The sequence below is a fragment of the Kribbella orskensis genome, from assembly GCF_004342085.1.
GTDB classification, from domain to species: Bacteria; Actinomycetota; Actinomycetes; order Propionibacteriales; family Kribbellaceae; genus Kribbella; species Kribbella orskensis.
This window is the reverse complement of sequence record NZ_SLWM01000024.1, coordinates 25470-42791: the sequence shown is the minus strand read 5'-3', so window position 1 is coordinate 42791 and position 17322 is coordinate 25470. Positions and strand designations below refer to the sequence as shown.

The window sequence follows — 17322 nt, the reverse complement described above, 5'->3', positions numbered from 1 at the left end:
CGCGACCGAGGAGGTCCGCGCATGCCCGAGTACCTGACCCCTGGCGTTTACGTCGAGGAGACCAGCTTCCGATCTAAGTCGATCGAGGGCGTCGCAACCAGCACTCTCGGGATGGTAGGCGCGACGCGCTACGGTCCTCTGCCGCATGTTCTGACGATCGCCGATCCCGGCGGCGCCGCGCCGATCAACCTCCCGGTGGTGACCAATACAGACCCACCGCTGGTGACGAGCTACACGGAGTTCGAGCGCGCGTTCGGTGGCCTCGGGAATGTGTCCGAGCGGACGAACTATCTGGCGCTGTCCGTCCGTGCGTTCTTCGGCAATGGCGGCCGAAGGGTATACATTGCCCGGGCGTTCGGGTGGCCTCGCGACGGCCAGGGCGAAATCGACCAGGCACAGGTCGACGCCCAGTTCGCGACGCGCGGTGTCGCCACTGGCGGCGCCGAGGCTGCTCAGTGGCGCGCCCGTTGGCCTGGTCTTGCGGGCCGCGAAATGAAGGTCGACGTCACCTTCACTCGCGGCAAGAATATCGTAGTACGCGGAGCCGATGCGCAAGGCGTCGAGACGGCACGGCTCACGACTGTCCGCGAGTTCGCGTTGGTTGAGCTAGCTGCCCTGGTGGATGGCAGGCCACCTCAATTCCCTGACGACCAGTTGCCGGACCCCGTGAATCTTCGTGTCGTCCTCCGGGACCCGGTCGATCGCGATCTGAAGTTCGAGGGCGCGGGTGGCGGGCTCGAGGCGATTCCGCCAGGACAGGCGGGGTTCCATATCCAACTCACCGTGATGGTGACCTGGGCGGACCGCGTTGATGTGTATACCGAGCTCGCGATAGACCCCCGGCACCCTCGCTCGATCATGAAGGTCCTGAATCAGCAGGATCCGGCCGACGAGTTCGCGCTGGTCTGGTTGCGACAGATCGGCGATCCCACCGCGGCCCAACTGCTAACCGCATTGCTTGCAGCGGACAGCCAGGGCTACCTCACGGGTGGGGCCGACGGGACGGATGTGATCCCGAGGGACCTCGAAGGAGAGGAGGTCAGCCCCAACGATCCACGGAAGCCGGCGACCGGGCTGTTCGCACTTGCGGACATCGACGACATCGCGATCGTGGCGATGCCCGACACCGCCAGCTTTGCCGATGAAGGACTACGCAAGACAGCCGTCGACAGCCTGATTGGCCACTGCGAACGGCAGCGGTACCGGATGGCGGTTGTCGACCCGCCGATCGAGAGCTCGATATCGGAGGTGCGCGAGTTCAGGTCGCAGTTCGACACGAAGTACGCCGCGCTGTACTACCCGTGGCTTGAGATCGTCGATCCGAACGCGGTGCCTGATCCGGGGTCGCCTGTGCCCAAGCTGATGCTTCCGCCGTCGGGGTTCGTCGCGGGCATCTATGCGCGCAGTGACATTGAGCGAGGAGTGCACAAAGCGCCGGCCAACGAGGTCATTCTTGGGCTGACCAAATTCGAGCGGAACGTGACCTACGGGCAGCAGGGGGTGCTCAATCCGGAAGGGATCAATGCGCTGCGATTCTTCGAGGGCCGCAGCAACCGCGTATGGGGCGCTCGCACCCTCAGCTCCGACCCCGAGTGGAAGTACGTCAACGTCCGGCGCCTGTTCATATACCTCGAGCACTCGATCGACAAAGCGACCCAATGGGCGGTGTTCGAGCCGAACAACGAACGACTGTGGGCGTCGATCCGGCAGACGATCGAGGATTTCCTGCTCGTCACCTGGCGCACCGGCGCGCTGATGGGCACCCGGCCGGAGGAGGCCTACTTCGTCCGGTGCGATCGCACCACGATGAGCCAGAACGATCTCGACAACGGTCGGCTGATCTGCCTCATCGGCGTCGCACCGACCTACCCGGCGGAGTTCGTGATCTTCCGCATCGGTCAATGGACGGCTGACGCGAACCGCACCACCTGATCCAACGCGAGACACCTACGGAGGCAGAGAGATGGCGGTACGACGCGACAATCCGTACGGGGCGTTCAACTTCCTCGTCAAGCTCGGCGACGAGGGCGGCGAAGACCAGATCGTCGGCGGCTTCTCCGACGTGAGCGGACTCGGCAACGAGGTCAAGTACTCGGAGTACCGCAACGGCAACGAGGAGAATCACGTCCGAAAGGTCGCCAACACCAACACCACCGACGACGTCACACTCAAGCGTGGGGTGATCGGCGACCGTCGGCTGTTCGTTTGGCTCAAGGAGACGCGGGAGGGCATCTACGGCCCGCGGAGCGTGACGATCACGATGCTTGACGAGGCTCGCCGTCCGGTCGGCGACTGGGTGCTGCGCAATGCCCAACCAAAGAAGTGGGTGGGACCCACACTTGCGGCGAAGGGCGGCGGCGAGGTCGCGATGGAGGAGCTTCAGCTTGTCGCCGAGCAGATCGAGTTCACACCCTGATGACGGCCGGGCTCCAGCTCGGTGCACCACGCGTATACCGGGCACCACCACGCGTCGACCAGTCGTTCCGGCCGGTGCGGCTGGATGTTGCCGGCTTCGTAGGAGTCGCACTGCGCGGCCCAGTCGACGAGCCGATACTCGTGCGAAGCCTGACCGAGTACCAGCTCAGGTTCGGTGAGCTCGAGGGGCCCGGGCTGTTGCCGCACGCGGTGGAGACATTCTTCAAGCAGGGTGGTGAACGTGCGTACGTGCTGCGGGTGGGCGCTACGACCGGTGCGCCGGCCATCCACACTCTCAGTGTCACCGGCGCCGCGGGTAGTCCGGTCCAGTTCGCCGCGGCCGACGTCGGTACCTGGGGTGACTTGCTCCGGCTGACCCTTGAGCTCGACGTCGCGCAGCAGTTCACCGTCGTTCTCGACGAGCGGGCGTCCATCCGGCAGCTCAAGCTTCCGGACGGGGTCGAGCTCAGGGGAGGCGAGGCATTGCGGGTGCGGGGGCCTGGCCTGGACCGACTCGGTGAGTTCCGGTACGTCGAGGACAGCTATTTTCAATCTGGTCCGCGACAGCGGAGCCGATGGGTGACCCTGGACCGCCCGCTGCCGACGTCGGCGATCGGCGGTTCGGTGTCGGTCGCCGTACTCGAAGGAACGCTGTTGGTGGTCGGCCCGACCATGGCCGTAGGCAACGAACGGATCACCGGGCTTGGCCTGCACCCCAACCACCGACGATTCCTCGGCAGGAGTGAAGTCTTGCGCTCCCTGCTCGTGACTCCGACCGGATCGTGGATGGCAGAGCCGGATGGCGTCGTGCTGCCCAATCCGTCGCTCGCTCCGATCAGGTCGCGGTTGGCGGAGCGCGGTGTGGACAATTACCAGGGCATTGGCGCAGCAAGCTTCTTCGACGGCCAGCCCGACGATCCACCGGACGACGATCCGCTGGACGAGCGGCCGCATCGTGGGGTCGACAAGATGGCACGGGTGGCCGAGATCGGCCTTTTGGTGGTGCCGGACCTGACCTGGGGGTGGTTGGCAGACGGACCGATGCTAGAGGTAGCGGCGGGCGTCGGCAGTCCGCTGTTCGAGCACTGCGTTCCGCTGGCTCCGACGACGTACGCGGCCCCAGCGCAGCGGATGGTGCCCCTCGATCCTGGAAGTCCGGATGACCTGCGCGAGATCGTGGCCCGCCAACTCCGGCTCGTCGCTGTTGCCGATCGGTACCGCCGCTTTGTCGTCCTGCTCGACGTCCCGTCCGGCCTGTCCCTTCGCGCCATCCAGCAATGGCGGGCCGCGTTCAACAGCAGCTACGCTGCCGCCTACCACCCGTGGCTATCCGTGGACACTGCCCGAGCTCCGGTAAGCGGTCTGATCGCTGCTCGCCGCAATCTCGAGCCGGTGCCCCCGTCCGCAATCGCCGCAGGAGTGGTCGCCGGTCGGGAGCGCAGGTTCGGTTTGTCGTGGGGCCCCGCAAACGAACTGGCTGGTGACGCGGTCAGGGCCTTCGACCCAGTCAGCGACGCTGAGCATGACAGGCTCCACCAGCTTGGGGTCAACGTCTTTCGGATCGAGCGCGATGGCTTCCGGTTATCGGCGGCCCGAACCTTGTCACGCGACCCGCAGTACCGCCAGCTCACAGTCCGGCGGTTGATGACGATGCTGAGGCTCGCGCTGGAACGCGAGGCCCAGTGGGTCGTGTTCGAGCCCGCTACCGCCGACCTGCGACGACGGCTGCACCACCACCTGGTTGCGTTCCTCCGTGAGTTGTACCGGGCCGGCGCCTTCGCTGGCCGGTCCGAGGAGGAGGCGTTCTTCGTCGATAGCGGTGCCAACCTGAACTCGCCACAATCGCTCGAGTTGGGTCGGCTGGTGGTCGAGGTGGGGGTAGCGCCGTCCGAACCGATCGAGTACATCGTGCTTCGGGTCGAGCGCGATGCCGATGGAGGAGTCCTGGTAGAGGAGGCCGACCGTGGCACAGCCTGAGCCGTTCTGGACCGTGGCGCTGCAGACCTTCCGGTTCCAGATCTCGCTGACGCGAAGCATCGGCAGTCGTGCACCGACTCTGGAGGCCGAACGGCAGGCGATCAGGGATCGACCGGCCGATGCCCCGAAAGCTGATGCGCTGGGCGATGGTGGTTTTGCCGAGTGCAGCGGCTTGGAGTTGGAGGCCGACGTGCGTGAGTACCTGGAGGGTGGGCGGAACGACGGCGTCGTACGGCGGGTTGGACGGGTGAAGCTTCAGCCGATCGTGCTGAAGCGCGGAATGTTCACACCTCGGTCTGAGCCGGGCAGCCCGGTGGCCGGCGCAGTAGTGCGTCCTGAGCTTTGGGAGTGGCTCCAAGGTGTCGTGTCCGGACAGCTTCCGGTTCCGCGGTACAACGGCGTCATCGAGGTGATGGACTCGACGTACACATGGCCGATGGCGACTTGGACATTCGTCCGCGGCCTGCCGCTCAAGGTCGTCGGCCCGGCCTTGAATGCCAAGACCGGTGAGATTGCGATCGAGGAGTTGCACATCGCCCACGAGGGGCTGCGACTTGAGTCGGCGGGGGAGCGGGACGGTGTCTGAGCTCATCATGGCCTCGCTGGCGGCCCTCGACCGGGCCGCCGCGGAGCACGGCCGAGCCGTCGTGAGTGACAAGAAACCGATCGATGTGCAGTTCAACCCGTCGTCGCTGCGGATGCAGTACCAGAACAACCAGGACAAGGGTGGCTTGACAACGGGCACCCAGGTTCGGCAGCACCCCTCGGCGCGGTCAGCTACGTTGAGCTTCGACCTGGAGTTCGACACCGCCGAGGAGACTAACGGCACAGAGCCTGTAGACGTCCGGGACCGGACCGCGCAGGTTCGCCGGTTCGTCGAACCCCCGGTCGGGGGCAAGGGTCCGCCGCCACCACCGGTGCAGTTCAAGTGGGGGCGCCTCACCTTCAACGGACTGGTCACGCAGGTGACCGAGGAGCTCGACTACTTCGCGCTGGACGGCACGCCACTGCGCGCGAAGCTGAGCCTCACCATCACCGAGCAGAACCTAAAGTACGCGGCGGCCCAGGCGGGGCAGGGAGCCCGCGACGACCATACGGCAACCGCTCCGGGGGGCGAGGCCAACAGATCGGGAACCGGCGCGGCGCCCGGCCGCAGCGGCGCCAAGGAGGTGACCAGGCTCCTACCGGCCGTCGACCTGGAGAGCGCGCAGCAGCTCGCGGCACGCGCTGGAGGCGACCCGCGCGCCTGGAGATCGATGATGAACGATCTTCCCGGTCCGCTCGCAATCCCGGCCGGCACCCCTGTGGCGATCGGCCCTGAGCTCGCTGGCGGGCTGCCCATCGGCCGGGCGATGGGCTTCGCATCCGGTGCCGGAGACTCGACCGAGGACGGTCTGGCGAACGTCCTCGGATTGGTCGCACCGACTGCAGGTGTTGTGCGAGCAGGCAGCTTCACGGCCGACGCCGCCGGGTTCGCGCTGTCTGCTGCGGGAGGGGTGGTCGCCGCGACGGCGGTTGTATTGTCCGACAGCACGGCCCATGCGGTCGATGCAGCGAGAGCCGCCTTCGCTGTGCCTGCACGAGATCTGGCCGGTGACAGCGGCCTCGATCCGCGTTCGCTCACGTACGGCGGGTCGATCCCGCTGCGAGCTAAGGTCGACACCACCACCGCGGCAGATATTGAGTCGGGCGGCCGCCGGAGCCTGGGAGCGCGGGCCCGCCCGCACGAGAACCCGCTGGCGGGCTCGCCGCGAACGGCTCCGTGGGACCAGCTACCACCCGAGACATCCAAACGCCTCTCCGCGGATCAGGCGCAACGCGGTCGTGACGCCCGTGCGTCGACACTTCGATGGAAGCCCGGAGGTGAGTGCCGATGAGCGTCCACGTCGACGAGTTGCACACGGACCTGGCCGCGTCCGGCTCGCTCCAGGCGCCGGCTGATGAACCAGAGGCACCCTGGGTGCCGGAGATTCGCTGGCAGGAGGCTCGCTGTCGGTCCGACTGGCTAGCGCGACGCGTGAGCGCGGTGGATTTCGATGACTGAGCTACTGATCAGCGCTGTCGGCCCGGTGTTCACTGTCGACGGCCGGCTTGTCCGGGAGCTCGCCCGCGACTGTGTCCGGCTCGAGGTGAGCGAGGGTATCGAGGGCCTGCGTACCCTGCAGGCGCACTTCCTCGCCACCGGCGGCGACGCGACCGGTCCGCCCCAGCCCTTGCTGCATCTCGACGGCCGGGAGCTCGACTTCGGCCGGTCGATGCGGGTCAGCCTTGGTCCGGACCGCGGTCAGCGGTTCGTGTTCGAAGGCACGGTGTCGGCCATCGAGTTGGTGCTGGGAGACGGCGAGCCGCCGCGGGTCGTCGTACTTGCTGAGGACGCTTTGATGCGGCTGCGGATGACGCGACGGATGCGGACCTATACCGATCTGAGCGACGCCGACATTGCCCGCGAGATCGCCGGTCTGCACGGACTGCAGGCCGAGGCCGGCGCCGACGGCCCGACCTACGACGTCGTGCAACAGTTGAACCAGAGCGATCTGGCGTTCCTGAGGGAACGCGCGCGACTGGTGCAGGCCGAGATCTGGGCAGCAGGTCGAACCCTGCACTTCCGTAGCCGACCTCAGCGGACCGGGACGTCGCTGACGCTTGTCCACGGCAACGACCTGCTGTCCGTGCGCTTGTGTGCCGACCTCGCCGAGCAGCGCAGTGCCTGCATCGTGACGGGGTACGACGCGGCGGCGCAGGGCGTCATCGACGAGGAAGCCGGACCCGACGTTGTCGCGGCTGAGAGCATTGGTGGCCGGACGGGCGCCGCCCTGGTGGAGAGCGCTCTCGGCAAGAGTACGACGTACCGCGTGCGGGAGGCCGCGCTGACCTCGGCAGAAGCGGTCGCCTGGGCGCGGGCGGAGATGCTCCGGCGAGGGCGCCGTTTCGTCACCGTCACTGGCACGACTCGCGGATCCGCCGACATGGAGGTCGGCAGCCGGCTGCGGCTCGCGCTGGTGGGCGCACCGTTCGAGGGTGGGGGCTACTACGTGACGCGAGTAACGCACACTTTCGACAACGTCCAGGGCTTTCGGACCAGGTTCGAAGCAGAGCGCTCGACGCTGAACGAGGTCGCGTGATGGCACCCACCCCCGCGGACGGATCGGCACCGTCGTACTTCGGCGTGTACCCGGCGGTCGTCACGGACCTGGTCGACCCGGATCGGCTGGGCCGCATCGAGGTGAGGTTTCCATGGCTTGGTGGCGATGGTGATCGGGATGTCCGTGCCTGGGCGACCCTGTGCTCTCCGTACGCCGACGGGCAGCAGGGACTCGAGATCCTGCCCGAGGTGGACAGCCAGGTCGTGGTGGCGTTCGAGGCAGGGAACGTCCGTCGCCCCTACATCGTCGGCGCGGCCTGGAACGGTCAGGCACAGTTGCCGCATGCTGCGGACCGCGCCAACAACGTCCGGCAGCTGAGAACGAGATCAGGGTCCCGGCTCGAGTTCGACGATGCGCCGGCAGCGAAGGTCCGGCTTCGGATGGTCTCGGGCCACGAGGTGGTCCTGGACGACGCGGCCCAGGAGGTGACCGTGCGGCACGCAATGGGCTGCACCGTCCGGCTGACCGCGACGTCGGTCGACATCACGGCGAATGCGTCCGTCAACGTGACCGCGCCGATGGTTAAGGTGGACGCGCCGATGTCGACGTTCAGCGGCGTGGTCAAGTGCATGACACTAGTCGCGGAGACGTCGGTGATCTCGCCGGCGTACACGCCCGGTGCGGGGAACATCTGGTGACGACGACGCCTGAGCATCCGTACGCCCTACGGGCGCCGTGGTACGTGCTTGCCCGAGACAACCCTCCGTCGTTCGCCCCAAAGGCCAAGGCACCGGCGATCCAGAAGTACGTGACGGACGACTTCGTGACCCGACTGCTCGAGGACCCGCGGGACTCAATCAAGTTCGACCGGAAGGACGACGTGTGGTCCTACCCGGTGCCGATCGCCCTCTTCCCCAACGGCGTAGCGGGTCGCAAGCGATTCGCGACGCATCGCATGGTCCACACTCCGATGCGCAAGCTGTACCAGCCGAGCCACGACCGCTACTACGCGCTGACGATCGAGCTGTTCTGCGACGAGCCGGGACTGCCGCTGCCGGGCGAGATCGATGACGTCGACGTCCGTTTCGTGATCCGCCGTGAGCGCGTCGACGTCCCCGCCAAGGCGGCCGAGAAACACAAAGCGGACATCATGAAGTTGGCGACGAAAGTCCTCCTGGCCTATGACGAAGGCAAGCCACCACCAGCCGACCCGCTCACCGACGACGACGTGGATGGTGCGCTGTGGACGTCGCCAGCGGTGCGGAACGGTCACGAGGTCGAGTACCAGGCCTTACTCAAGACACTCGGGGCGACTCAGCTGGTCGAGGCGTGGACCATCGACGCGAGCGGACGAGGCGCTTGGCAGGCGGTCCCCGGTAACCTGCCGACGCTGCTCGACGGCGAACAGGAGTTGCCGATGTGGCGGGTGCCGCCTCGCGCGGAAGACTGTGCGAGAGCACAGCTCCGGTCCGTCTGGTTCGGCCTGGTGCCTACGTTCTCCGGTGATGTGGATCGCGCCGGGAGGGCGAAGGTCGACGACCGGTCTGTCTACCGGATGACCTGCTTCGTCCGCCGGCGACCAGAACCCGGCCGGGAGCACTGCCCGCCACACGTTTGGTGGAGCAAGCCGACCGAGCCCTATCGCCTCGCGAGTTTCTTCGACCCGTCCGGCACGAAGAACCGCCATATCACCGTCACCGCGCCGGACTTCCGCACGCTCGCCGCTCGGGCAGGCGAGCGGCAAGGCCCAGGCGGTCTGGAGTTCGTCAGGCCACCCGGCTCACAGTTGTCGTTCAACCCGAACAACGGCAGCCCGAAGGAGGCCGATGGGAACCGAGGCACGGCGACGAAGAGTTGTACCGTTGCGCTCGAGCTGCTGATGATCGTAGCGATGTTCGTCTTCAGTCTCTTCCTCCCGATCGTGACGTTTCTCTTCCAACTCTGGTGGATGCTCCTACTGAAGTTCTGCTGGCCACCCAACGAGACCGCACTCAAGATCGTCAACGACCACCTCAACGGACCTCCGGCCGGCACGATCAAGTCAATGCCTCCGCCCGAGCGAGCGGCGATGGACGAACTGCTCGGCGCGAAGGGCGCTGCCGACGGGCTCGCTGATGTCACGGATCTGGGTACGACGACCGCCATCGCCAAGACTCTCGTCGCATCACTCGAACCGCCTGTACCGCCAACTCTCCGCGTGCCCGTCCACGAGACGCAGCCGGACGACCCGCTATGCGATCCGCGACTCTGACGAGGTGGTCGACGTGACTTCGATGGGCGACCCGACGCCGTGGGAGGTCGTCCAATCGATGGCCGCCTATGAACAGCACTTCAACTCGATTACGTCCCAATACCGCAGGCTCGCCTCGACCTGGATGCTTGCCCTGTTCACGGGCTCCGGGTTCGCCTACGCCAGGACGACGAGAGCCTACCGTTCGATGCAGGGCATCATCGTTGGTGTACGCGGGCTTGCCGCTGCGTCGGGGATCGGCGCCCTGTGGATTATCGACATGGGTGTCTACCAGCACCTTCTGAAGTGCGCATTCGATGTTGCCCGCGAGGTCGAGAAAGCACATGCTGGGCTCCCGCAATTGCGGCAGCAGATGATGTCCAATACCAAGGGCCGAGGCATGCGACCAAGACTCGCCCTCTCTAGTGGGAGCTCGCGCTCTGCATCTGCCTGCTCGTCTCAATCACCGGCTTTGTGACAGCCGAACGAGGTCACGCGCTTGTAAAGGTAGCGGTATCGATCGCTGACGTCGTCGGACTCATACTGATATTGATCAGCCGTAAGGCGCCTTGGTTCGGCGCCGGCAAGGACTGATCATTTGCGGACCTCGTCAGTACATGTATGGATGGACGAGTGCTGCGGCTGCCGCGGAGCCGGTCCATCGCCTCGCATCGACCGCAATTTGGAACGGCGCGGCCTCGAGCAGGACCGCACCAGACCGATGACTGTGGTGACCGGTCTCCGCACCTGTATCTGCCTCAGCGGCATGCGCGAACGTCTGAGCCCGCTCAGAAGCAGTGTCTTGCCGGTGGCCGGGTTCCCGGCCTCGCTACCACAGCGTCCACGGATGGCTTGGCGGGTGATGATGCCGAAGAAGATCTCGACCATGTTCAGCCACGAGCAGCTGGTGGGGTGACGTGCATGTGATCCGCGGGTTCTTGGCCAGCCAGGCCCGGACGTTGGGGTGGGTGTGCGTGCCGTAGTTGTCGCAGATCACATGCAGCTTCACCCGCGGGTAGGCCCTGGCGACGCGCTTGAGGAAGGCGAGGAACTCGACGTTGCTGTGCCGCGGGCAGCAGGCGTCGGCGCTGATCTTGCCGGTGGCGACCTCGAGAGCCGCGAACAGCGTCGTGGTGCCGTGGCGGACATTGTCGACCTGGTCGTGGGTCTGCCGCGCGGGCAGCCCCGGCCGCAGCGGCAGTGCGGGCTGGGTGCGGTCCAGGGCCTGGATCTGGGCCTTCGTGCGCCACGAGGCGCTGCATTACCGGATGGGGTGGAAGGACTCCATCGCTGGTCTGTCGCAGCAGGCCGGTGAAGCTGAGGGCAGCCTGATCCGGGAGACGCCGGGGAGGGTGGGAGCAGCCCTGACAACGACAGGACGGGTCGGTACTGCCAGACGGCCTGGGTCTGCCTAGCGAGACGGGAAGGTGTACGTGAGAAACCAGCATGTCAAACCTCTTTGGGATACACCGGCTCCAACCTGGCGGATGTGGGCCGGAGTGCGGTGCACGCCCGATGCTGCCTTCGGGGTGGTCGGGCGACTCCTGAGCCGGGTGAAGTCGCCGGCAGGGAGGCCACGAGGAAGGTCTGCGGCGTACTCGTGGCGATGCTGCAGGGGCAAAGTTGGGCACCGACCCCGTCGACCGGTGTGTGGTGAACGTGGGAAGCGTCCCGGGCTGGTCCCGTGTCTCGACCGTCCAGGTCGGGTGCGGGCAGGTTCGTCGTCGGCCGGTCGGGCCGGGGCGTGGCGAAGCCGTCGTAGTAGTCCGAGGCCGGGAAAGCCGGTCACATGGCGAAGGGCGGCAGCGAGTTGGCAGCGCAGGGACTGGGATGGCAGGAGATCGCCGGTGAATACCGGCGTGCTGTGGCCCGAGGTCGAGTGGGCCGAGACGCAGGTACTGCGGATCCAGACCAAGCTGCACCAGTGGACGACCGATGATCCCGGTCGCCGGTTCGACGATCTGTTCAACCTTGTCTGTGACCCGGCCGTCCTCGTTGTGGCGTGGGCCTGGGTCCGGGGCAACCGAGGGAAGCGGTCGGCGGGGGTGGACGGTGTCCGACCGGATGCCGTGTTCTCCGCCGAGGAGGGGTTTCTGCCGCGGCTGCGGGCCGATCTCAAGGCCCGGCAGTTCGCCCCTTTGCCCGTGCGGGAGCAGATGATCCCCAAGCCTGGCAGCAGCAAGCGCCGCAGGCTTGGGCATCCCGACGGTCACGGTATAAGGCCGCATCGTCCAGTCCTGATTTGGGTTCTCTGGTCGTTACTCATCCGTTCCATCCGTTGTATGGGCAGTGCTTGCCGGTGTTGTTGACGACATCCTCGACCACACCACCCCAGGTCAAAGAAAATCCTTTACGCGACACTAGTAGCCCACGGGAAAGGGTCAATCGGAGCCGATGCCGACCGGCGGCTAAGCGACGAAGCATGACACATGCAAATTAGCTCTGATCCGGCAGTCCGATGCGTTCGATCTTGTAGATTACGACATCCTCTGGCTTACCCTTCGGATTTACGTAGAGCCGTTCGCAGATGGGACACTTCCACACGTCGACTGCTCCAGATTCCTCCCAATGCTCGGGCCACATATCGATTGATCCACTTGGGCCGCATTCCTCGTCGACCAGGTCCTGCAGCCGCTCCATCGCTCGGTAGCTCACAAGCAGGTGCTCCACCTCGTTGGGCGCAGCGATGTCGTCGATAGTGTGTCCACAGATGCACTTAAGAATCACGCTACTCGCCCAGTCCTTCATAGACAATGCTGCCATCACCACGGACAACTACGACCTTGGTGATATTACTCCCACGGCCACCCTTAGAAAGGGTATCGGCAACCATGCGCTTCAGTAGCTCCTGATCGATCGGTTTGCCCTGAATACTGTTCTGTTGACCAAGATTGATACGGACCTCGCCTTTAGTCGCACTGTTCACGAACTGCTGGTTGGCCGCCTTGACTCGATCATTGAAGAAGTTCTGGGCGTTCTTTTGGCTCGTAAACGGTTCAGTGCGCGCTTTCACTTCGAAGGTGGGTTGATCGGTCCCCGGCTCAGCGCCGCGGACCGCTGGCGATTTTCCGCGCGCGAGCTCGCGTTCGAACTCGGTCAGCTCAGCCTCGGCACCTATGCGCGTCGCCTTGTCGGGAGACTCAAGCCGTTTCCTGAGGTTAGAGACATCGCCTCTGAGTCGCCCGGAGTGCTGAAGGGCGTCGAGGCGATCCAGCGCCACTGGTGCCTCGATATTTCGCCGACCACCCGTGCGGCCCGACTCTCGGCCAATGAGCTCCTGTGCGGCTCGGGGGTCATTCAATGCGCGGGTACGGAGTTGCTCATTGCTCAGCCTGCTGTAGTCAACTGGCGCCTCCTCGGGGCTTGCCTTTGCAGGCTCACCTTCGGGGATCTTCTTGCCTCCGCCTTTGGGTTCGGTGACGGCAGGTTCTTCGCTGACATCTGTCCCCTTAGGCCCGGCCGTCATTGCCATGTGGGTGGGTCCCAAGCCGCCGAAGCCTCCCACGGAGACAGGAGCCGATATCGCCGGTGCAGCTGGCACCACCGGAATGCTGCCGACGGCGGGCCCGGCGGCAGGCGCCGGGAGCAGCCCGCCGCCGCCGCTTGGCGGTATCGGCGTAGGCAGCAACTTCCCGCCGACGAGCTGGATCAGATAGACCAGTACGCGGGCGATGGTTCCCCCGATCGCTTTCCCGAAGTGCTCAGCAGCGGTTTCCACTGCTTTCAGCGTCCGAGCGGATCTTGTCTCATCCATGAGGTTGATCCAAGCCACGACCAGGTTCTTGATCTCAGTGAGGGAGAACACTATTAGGAGGGCGGTGGTAAAGCTTGCAGCGGCAGCCTTGGAGATGATTGGTTCGGGCATTACCCAAGCGGAGATGTACAGCATGACCCCGGCGAAGACCCCCACCCAGAACCAGGGATCATTGAACATGTCCTCCAGAGCTTGTCGGCTGCCTCCCTTGATGTAGCGCGGTGAAATGCGCAGGCCCATGCGCATCAGGTCGGAGGCGTATAGGTGCAGGTCCTGACTCGCGGACGCATCAGTACTTAGCATCTCGGGGTGGAGCCGCGCCAGTTCCTTCCAGAGATCTTTCTCCCAGGAGGCCAGATCATTCCAAGACTTAGCCCTCTCCAGATCATAGGCGGTACTTTCGGTCGTTGCGCCTGCGGACACCGTGGCGTAGCCGCCGTGCTTGGCGATGAGGGCTTCGACTTCTTCAATGGTCCGTCCGCCGGGGCCCGCGGCCAGCGTGCCGGTCAGCTTGTCCTTATTCTGTTTGACAAACCTGGCCCATTTCGCCCAGCTTTGCTGGGCTTGCATCTGATCCTGCGGACTGCCGGTGTCAGTAATGTGCTGCAGAGCCGACAAGAAATCTATGGCGTCTTCGAAGGTCAGAACTTCAGCAGACTCGATTCTTCCTTCAATCCGAGCGGCCGCCTTCGCATCAAGCAGCCCTCGTTGTTTGAGTTTCTGAAGCTGCACAAGATCAGTGATGGTGACTATGGGGACCCCGGACGGCTCAGGCACGGGGATCGCCGATGATGTGGCCGCTTCCTGCGCCGACGCCGAAGCAGTCGCGGACGGCCCGACTGTCTCAGGCGCGGGCGGGGTGGCCTTCTCTTCATGCGCCCCCCAGATGCGCCCACCCTCAATGGTGCCCTCCTCCCGGACGCTGACCTGCACGGACCGCTGTTTGCCGAAGAATGTCGCCGGGTTTGCCTGACCTTCAGCTATGGAATAGTTGAACTCGAATCGTTTGCCCGGCGGTGCCCCTTCAAGCGTGAGATGCAGTACTACGGCCTCGCCGTGACCATTCAGATTGACTTGCGCGGTGTATTCGCCGACCTCTACATTGGGTTCAATCAGCGGATAGGCAAATGTGCCTGCATCCGTATAGAACTCCATCGTTTCGCTAGCCAACGAGATGACGATGACTGAGACCCCTCGTGGCCCGCGCACTGGTGGCTTCTTGTCCGCCATCACGGCGGGTGCCGACGTGGCGGAGACGGCCACGCGCCCGGCCGACCGCAGGATCGAGCTTGCGGCACGATTTGCTTCGGTCTCGGTATCGGCTGCCGTGCCGCCGGTCGAGCCCCCAGATTGCTGGACCACGTGGGCGAGCTCGTGGGCGAGCAGCTGACGCCCCTCGAAGGAGTTCGGATCGTACATTCCTGGGGCGAATGCCATGTGCACGCCATGGGTGGCAGCCAGGGCTCCGATACGACGAACCTCTGCGGCCGCCTGAGGGTCGTCGCGAACGCGTACGTGGCCGAGGCCACGATTAAACCGAGCCTCGAATGCCCCGCGGATCCCGGGATCGAGCGGACGCCCTGCCGTGCTAGGCGCCACGGGCGCGGGCCCAGAACCTCCGGCCGAACCCGAGACAGCTGCGACGCCATGCCCGCCGCCGATATCCGCAAGGTCCATCCGACCGGCGCCCATCGCATCCCGCGGGATCATGGTCCCCTGTCCTTGCCCCATTGGTACTTCGCCCGGCCTCGCCGGAATGTGCTTGGGGATCGCATGAGCGATTTCGTAGGCCAGCAGCCCGCCCCTCCCCACCGGATTGCTCGTGTGGACCGACGGAACGACGGCACCGTGCCGGTCAGAGGCGTCTGAGAGATAGTGAGCTCCCGCGGCGGCAGGGCGTCTGTCTGCTCGATCAGGCATGCGGCACATGGTCCAAGACTGTCGTCACTGCGACGTCGCACTATAACGTCTCCTGACCTACGTAACCTGCGTGCCTTCGTGTGACGCTCCGCCGAAATGAGGTGAGGTTCGTAGGTCTTGGTGCCCAACTGGCCTGATGGACTGAACGCATTCAATTGAGTCGCGGGTGGACCATCCGCTGATTGCACCTAATCTACGTTCTTCGAGAAGTGCTGCTCCGTAGCCCGAGCGTTCCCGGCGCCATGCGAACCCGCGATCGGACGAGCGCGCAGCCGTTGGGTCACCATCGACCCGCCACCCGTGGGGCGGGTCTGCCCGGTTCGCGCGGGTCGGTGGTGACTGTGAGCGACCATCGCGGGGCTGGGGTGCCCGCATGGTGCGGAGTAACTGCAGCCCGAGACGCGCGTCCGCATACCCGCACCGTAAACGGCGACCAGGCCGCGTCGGCGGTGCGGCCTAGTCGACTGCCACCCTCGATTTGAGCCCATCCCCTGTGCATCCTGTCGTATTTCCGCGACCCGTCTCGAGCTACCCCACGGCACGCCGGCCGGCGGTCGTTTGCATGTGCGCCAGGAGCGACAGCTAGGGCCGCACGCGCCCTGACCAGCGGCAAGAGCGGCCCGTTTCGGTACTGAGAGAGACTGTTCGGCAGTCGATCGAGACGATCCTGGATACCGAGCCGGGGGAGCGGGTCATGCGGCCGGAGTTCGGCTGTGGTCTGCGGCGTTACCTGATGGAGCCGAACACGGCTGCCACCCGTGCATCGATGCAGCAGGACATCGAGGATGCGATCAGGATCTGGGAGCCGCGGATCCAGCTGACCAACGTTGCGGTGACGCCGGGCGAGGACCCTTCGATGGTGTGGATCGAGATCGCGTACCTGCGCCTGGTCGATCGGCGAGCGGACAACCTCGTGTACCCGTTCTACCTGCGGTGACGGTGGGGTGAGGCCGACATGACACTGATCGGTCCGATTCCGGCCTTGGCCAGTGAGCGAGGCTGCGAATGGTGATGAGTGTTGCCGCGGACTGGTTAGCGGCCGTTGGCACGATTGGTGCGTTTGCCGTATCCCTGCGCCTGCTGGCGGTCGACTTGGATACGAGACGGAAAGAGCAGGCGTCTCTGGTGGCCGCATGGCTTGGTGGCGATCCGCAGACCTGGGAAAACGAACTGCGCCTGCGGGTCAGTAACCAGAGCCAGCAACCGGTCTTCGGCCTCACTGCGTTCGTGGAGACCGTGGCAGGGCGCAGGCTGTTACGCGACGTCGGCCTAGTTCCCTCGCGGCGGGGAAATTCGACTCCGTTCTTCGAGATCGGCGGTATCGCCGGTCTCGGACCGGGCGTGGCGGTCAGAGGCGTGTCCATTCAGTTTACGGACGCAGCGGGTAGACGTTGGTGCCGCGAGTTCGACGGCCGATTGCGGCGAATCAAGGACTGAACCCTCTACCGACTGGCGGCCGTACTCGGTCCTATTCCCTGCGAATGGGCCAGCGCACGCTTCTTCAGCGAACGCGGCCGTGACGGATCTGAGGCGACCATCGGCCTATGACGGTTGAGGCGTGGGTTGGGCGGGGGCCGGAGTTTCCGGTGCGGCCGGGCGGCGACGGGGCGATGGGGTATGTCGGCGGTGAGACGGTTATTCGGCAGTCGATCGAGACGATCCTGGATACCGAGCCGGGGGAGCGGGTCATGCGGCCGGAGTTCGGCTGTGGTCTGCGGCGTTACCTGATGGAGCCGAACACGGCTGCCACCCGTGCATCGATGCAGCAGGACATCGAGGATGCGATCAGGATCTGGGAGCCGCGGATCCAGCTGACCAACGTTGCGGTGACGCCGGGCGAGGACCCTTCGATGGTGTGGATCGAGATCGCGTACCTGCGCCTGGTCGATCGGCGAGCGGACAACCTCGTGTACCCGTTCTACCTGCGGTGACGGTGGGGTGAG

The 17322-nt window shown here is 65.3% G+C and carries 15 protein-coding genes and 1 pseudogene; 13 read left to right on the top strand and 3 right to left on the bottom strand.

Features of this window, described 5'->3' with window-relative positions; all coding sequences use genetic code 11:
* The first annotated feature begins 21 nt into the window (after positions 1 to 21).
* Genes EV644_RS37005 through EV644_RS36965 form a run of 10 tightly spaced genes read left to right on the top strand, consistent with a single transcriptional unit; the run spans position 22 to position 10183 of the window.
* Positions 22 to 1932 carry a phage tail sheath family protein gene (locus tag EV644_RS37005; protein WP_132195158.1) on the top strand — a complete coding sequence of 637 codons (1911 nt, stop codon included), beginning with the start codon at positions 22 to 24 and terminating at the stop codon, positions 1930 to 1932.
* 31 nt (positions 1933 to 1963) lie between these two features.
* Entirely contained in the window at positions 1964 to 2416 is a 453-nt protein-coding gene (locus tag EV644_RS37000) for a phage tail protein (RefSeq protein WP_132195160.1), read from the top strand.
* The gene (locus EV644_RS36995) at positions 2416 to 4392 is read left to right on the top strand and encodes a phage tail sheath family protein (protein ID WP_132195162.1); all 1977 of its coding nucleotides are present in this window, start codon (positions 2416 to 2418) and stop codon (positions 4390 to 4392) included. Before EV644_RS37000 ends, EV644_RS36995 begins: the two co-directional genes overlap by 1 nt.
* On the top strand, positions 4379 to 4978 hold the full coding sequence (locus EV644_RS36990; protein ID WP_199240213.1) for a phage tail protein: 600 nt from the start codon (positions 4379 to 4381) through the stop codon (positions 4976 to 4978). Before EV644_RS36995 ends, EV644_RS36990 begins: the two co-directional genes overlap by 14 nt.
* Complete coding sequence (locus tag EV644_RS36985) at positions 4971 to 6269, top strand: CIS tube protein (protein ID WP_132195164.1); 1299 nt, start codon at positions 4971 to 4973, stop codon at positions 6267 to 6269. The genes EV644_RS36990 and EV644_RS36985 overlap by 8 nt, the downstream gene beginning before the upstream one ends.
* The gene (locus EV644_RS44880) at positions 6266 to 6436 is read left to right on the top strand and encodes a hypothetical protein (protein WP_158293036.1); all 171 of its coding nucleotides are present in this window, start codon (positions 6266 to 6268) and stop codon (positions 6434 to 6436) included. The genes EV644_RS36985 and EV644_RS44880 overlap by 4 nt, the downstream gene beginning before the upstream one ends.
* Entirely contained in the window at positions 6429 to 7514 is a 1086-nt protein-coding gene (locus tag EV644_RS36980; RefSeq protein WP_132195165.1) for a phage late control D family protein, read from the top strand. The genes EV644_RS44880 and EV644_RS36980 overlap by 8 nt, the downstream gene beginning before the upstream one ends.
* Entirely contained in the window at positions 7514 to 8173 is a 660-nt protein-coding gene (locus EV644_RS36975; protein ID WP_132195167.1) for a phage baseplate assembly protein V, read from the top strand. The genes EV644_RS36980 and EV644_RS36975 overlap by 1 nt, the downstream gene beginning before the upstream one ends.
* A complete protein-coding gene (locus tag EV644_RS36970) occupies positions 8170 to 9726 on the top strand; it encodes a hypothetical protein (protein ID WP_132195169.1) in 1557 nt (518 codons plus the stop codon). Before EV644_RS36975 ends, EV644_RS36970 begins: the two co-directional genes overlap by 4 nt.
* Before the next feature lie 4 nt (positions 9727 to 9730).
* Positions 9731 to 10183 (top strand): hypothetical protein, encoded by a 453-nt coding sequence (locus EV644_RS36965; RefSeq protein WP_132195171.1) that lies wholly within the window; start codon positions 9731 to 9733, stop codon positions 10181 to 10183.
* A gap of 365 nt (positions 10184 to 10548) precedes the next feature.
* Here EV644_RS36965 and EV644_RS36955 read toward each other — a convergent pair.
* The 3 genes and pseudogenes from EV644_RS36955 to EV644_RS36940 all read right to left on the bottom strand — a co-directional run.
* Positions 10549 to 10945, bottom strand: a pseudogene (locus tag EV644_RS36955) (IS630 family transposase); the annotation flags it as partial.
* Between the two features lie 1196 nt (positions 10946 to 12141).
* Positions 12142 to 12453 (bottom strand): DUF8617 domain-containing protein, encoded by a 312-nt coding sequence (locus EV644_RS36945; RefSeq protein ID WP_132195173.1) that lies wholly within the window; start codon positions 12451 to 12453, stop codon positions 12142 to 12144.
* Entirely contained in the window at positions 12434 to 15169 is a 2736-nt protein-coding gene (locus EV644_RS36940) for an eCIS core domain-containing protein (RefSeq protein ID WP_158293035.1), read from the bottom strand. Before EV644_RS36940 ends, EV644_RS36945 begins: the two co-directional genes overlap by 20 nt.
* Positions 15170 to 16010: 841 nt before the next feature.
* On the opposite strand from EV644_RS36940, the gene EV644_RS36935 reads away from it, so the two are divergent.
* From EV644_RS36935 to EV644_RS36925, 3 genes are all read left to right on the top strand, one after another.
* Positions 16011 to 16316 (top strand): GPW/gp25 family protein, encoded by a 306-nt coding sequence (locus EV644_RS36935; RefSeq protein WP_132195177.1) that lies wholly within the window; start codon positions 16011 to 16013, stop codon positions 16314 to 16316.
* A gap of 68 nt (positions 16317 to 16384) precedes the next feature.
* Positions 16385 to 16816: a hypothetical protein gene (locus tag EV644_RS36930; protein ID WP_132195179.1), complete on the top strand. Its 432-nt coding sequence runs from the start codon at positions 16385 to 16387 to the stop codon at positions 16814 to 16816.
* 107 nt (positions 16817 to 16923) lie between these two features.
* On the top strand, positions 16924 to 17310 hold the full coding sequence (locus tag EV644_RS36925; protein ID WP_132195181.1) for a GPW/gp25 family protein: 387 nt from the start codon (positions 16924 to 16926) through the stop codon (positions 17308 to 17310).
* The last annotated feature ends 12 nt before the right edge of the window (positions 17311 to 17322 follow it).